2 protein-coding genes and 1 pseudogene are annotated in these 3,419 nt (G+C 70.9%); 2 read left to right on the top strand and 1 reads right to left on the bottom strand.

From position 1 onward, the window contains the following. The first annotated feature begins 61 nt into the window (after positions 1-61). A complete protein-coding gene (locus D3105_RS33010; RefSeq protein ID WP_206273038.1) occupies positions 62-1,303 on the top strand; it encodes an acetate kinase in 1,242 nt (413 codons plus the stop codon). A gap of 74 nt (positions 1,304-1,377) precedes the next feature. Beyond that, positions 1,378-2,802 carry a pyruvate kinase gene (gene pyk, locus D3105_RS33015; RefSeq protein ID WP_118906505.1) on the top strand — a complete coding sequence of 475 codons (1,425 nt, stop codon included), beginning with the start codon at positions 1,378-1,380 and terminating at the stop codon, positions 2,800-2,802. A gap of 67 nt (positions 2,803-2,869) precedes the next feature. On the opposite strand, the pseudogene D3105_RS34850 reads toward pyk, so the two are convergent. After that, positions 2,870-3,419 (bottom strand): annotated as a pseudogene (locus D3105_RS34850) (hypothetical protein); the annotation flags it as partial.

The following is a 3,419-nucleotide window of genomic DNA, read 5'->3' on the forward strand; positions in this document are numbered from 1 at the left end:
CCGCATGAGCCCGACCCCTCCCCCCGGCACCTCCCCCGATCACGAAAGCACGGCAGCCCCTGTGGAACCGCACCGCGTCCTCGTCCTCAATTCCGGCTCCTCGTCGGTGAAGTACCAGCTCCTGGACATGCACGACCGCTCGCGGCTCGCCTCGGGGCTGGTCGAGCGGATCGGCGAGGAGACCTCGCGCCTGGTGCACACGCCGCTGGCCGGCGGCGGTGCCGAGCCCCGGGAGCGTACGGGCCGGATCGCGGACCACGACGAGGCGTTGAAGGCGGCGGCCGAGGAGTTGGCGGCGGACGGGCTCGGCCTGGACTCCCCCGAACTCGCCGCGATCGGGCACCGGGTGGTGCACGGCGGGCTGCGGTTCAGCGCGCCGACGGTGATCACCGACGAGGTGCTGAAGGAGATCGAGCGACTGGTCCCGGTCGCCCCGCTGCACAACCCGGCGAACATCACCGGTATCCGCACCGCGCAGGCGCTGCGGCCGGACCTGCCGCAGGTGGCGGTGTTCGACACGGCGTTCCACACGACGATGCCGGAGGCGGCCGCGCGGTACGCGATCGACGTGGAGACCGCCGACGCGCACCGGATCCGCCGCTACGGCTTCCACGGCACCTCGCACGCGTACGTCTCGCGGAAGACGGCCGAGCTGCTGGGGAAGACCCCCGAGGAGGTGAACGTCATCGTGCTGCACCTGGGCAACGGGGCGTCGGCCTCGGCGGTCGCGGGCGGGCGGTGCGTGGAGACCTCGATGGGGCTGACGCCTTTGGAAGGGCTCGTGATGGGTACGCGCTCCGGGGACATCGATCCGGCGGTCACCTTCCACCTGAAGCGGGTGGCGGGGATGTCGGCCGACGAGATCGACGTCCTGCTGAACAAGAAGAGCGGGCTCGTCGGCCTGTGCGGCGACAACGACATGCGGGTGATCCGCCGTCGGATCGACGAGGGCGACGAGCAGGCGGCGCTGGCCTTCGACATCTACATCCACCGGCTCAAGAAGTACATCGGCGCCTACACGGCGGTGCTCGGGCGGGTGGACGCGGTGGCGTTCACGGCGGGGGTCGGGGAGAACGCGGCCCCGGTGCGGGAAGCTGCCATCGCGGGCCTGGAGGAGCTCGGCATGGCGGTGGACGCCTCACTCAACTCCGTACGGTCCTCCCAGCCGCGGCTGATCTCGCCGGAATACACCCGGGTGGCGGTCGCCGTGGTGCCGACGGACGAGGAGCTGGAGATCGCCGAGCAGACGTTCGCGCTGGTCAGCCGGGGTGACGCCGTCGGCCCGGTGCACAGCGACAACTGAGCACCCCCGCGCCCCTTTGTATCTTCCACCAGACGGAATATTCCGCAACGAAACAAACCGATAGGATCCGCCTCATGCGCCGTTCCAAAATCGTCTGTACCCTCGGTCCCGCCGTCGACTCGCACGAGCAGCTCGTCGCTCTGATCGAGGCCGGCATGAGCGTGGCCCGTTTCAACTTCAGCCACGGCTCCCACGAGGAACACCAGGGCCGTTACGACCGTGTCCGCCAGGCGGCCGCCGAGACCGGCCGCGCGGTGGGCGTGCTCGCCGACCTCCAGGGCCCGAAGATCCGGCTGGCGAAGTTCGCCGAGGGCCCGGTCGAGCTGGTCCGCGGAGACGAGTTCACCATCACCTCCGAGGACGTCCCCGGCGACAAGTCGATCTGCGGCACGACCTACAAGGGCCTGCCCGGCGACGTCGTCAAGGGCGACCCGATCCTGATCAACGACGGCAACGTCGAGCTGAAGGTCGTCGCGGTCGAGGGCCCCCGGGTGAAGACCATCGTCATCGAGGGCGGTGTCATCTCCGACCACAAGGGCATCAACCTGCCCGGTGCGGCGGTCAACGTCCCGGCCCTGTCCGAGAAGGACGTCGAGGACCTGCGCTTCGCCCTGCGGATGGGCTGCGACCTGGTCGCCCTCTCCTTCGTCCGGGACGCGAACGACGTCAAGGACGTGCACAAGGTGATGGACGAGGAGGGCCGCCGGGTCCCCGTCATCGCCAAGGTGGAGAAGCCGCAGGCGGTCGAGCACATGGAGGGCGTCGTCATGGCGTTCGACGGTGTGATGGTGGCCCGTGGTGACCTGGCGGTGGAATACCCGCTGGAGAAGGTCCCGATGGTGCAGAAGCGCCTCATCGAGCTGTGCCGCCGCAACGCCAAGCCGGTGATCGTGGCGACCCAGATGATGGAGTCGATGATCACCAACTCGCGGCCGACCCGCGCCGAGGCGTCCGATGTCGCCAACGCGATCCTGGACGGCGCGGACGCGGTCATGCTGTCCGCCGAGTCCTCGGTGGGCGCGTACCCCATCGAGACGGTCAAGACGATGTCGAAGATCGTCTGCGCCGCCGAGGAGGAGCTGCTGTCCAAGGGCCTCCAGCCGCTGGTCCAGGGCAAGAAGCCGCGTACGCAGGGCGGTTCGGTGGCCCGTGCGGCCTGCGAGATCGCGGACTTCCTCGACGGCAAGGCCCTGGTCGCCTTCACCCAGTCCGGCGACACCGCCCGCCGTCTCTCCCGCTATCGCACGGCCCAGCCGATCCTGGCCTTCACCACGGACGAGAACACCCGCAACCAGCTCGCCCTGAGCTGGGGCGTCGAGTCGTACGTCGTCCCGCACGTGGACAACACCGACGCGATGGTGGACCTGGTCGACGCGGAGCTGCTCAAGCTGAACCGCTACAGCGACGGCGACACGATGATCATCACCGCCGGCTCGCCCCCCGGCATCCCCGGCACCACCAACATGGTCCGGGTGCACCACCTGGGCGGCGAGGGCTAGGCCCACCGCTGGACCGACCCGAGGGGCGGCGTTCCGGAGCGATCCGGGGCCCCGCCCCTCGGGCGTTTCACGGCGTACGGGCGAAGTCGCCGTGGACCTCGTACGTCGTCCCGCCGGCGGTCCGCGCCGTGGCCCGGTACGTGTCCGGTCCGGCGTCGCGGCCGCCCGGGGCGTGGTCGTACTGCCCGGCGAAGACATGCGTCCCGGCCGGGACCGTGCGGCCCGCCCTGAGCGTCCAGCGGTGGACGAGGACGCCGTCCCGCTCGCGTACGGAGAGGTCGAAGTCCCCGTCCGGCCGGGTCTGCCAGGTCCCGGTGGGGCGGACGCCGCCGTTCTGCGCCACGAACAGCTCCACCGTGAGCGCGGTGAGCGGCTCCTGCGACTTGAGTGTGACCTCGCTCTGGGCCCAGTCCGGGTTGTCCTCGGGGGTGATGGAGCCGTCCGCCCAGAGGGGTCCGTCGGTGGTGGAGAGTCCTGTGCCGCCGGGCGCGGGCGGACGTTCCCCGTCGTCGGTCCGTCGGGCGGGAGGGGTGCTGCCGCCGGCCGACGGGGTGGCCGTCGGCGCGGCCGGAGCCTCGGGGGTGCCGGTCGGGGCCGGGGGCGCCGGTGACGACGGG

The sequence above is a fragment of the Streptomyces globisporus genome, from assembly GCF_003501885.1.
Lineage (GTDB): Bacteria > Actinomycetota > Actinomycetes > Streptomycetales > Streptomycetaceae > Streptomyces > Streptomyces globisporus_D.

What these genes read in the sequence shown, in the direction of transcription:
- pyk (WP_118906505.1), top strand. Translation starts at nt 1,378, where the DNA reads ATGCGCCGTTCCAAAATCGTCTGTACCCTCGGTCCCGCCGTCGACTCG.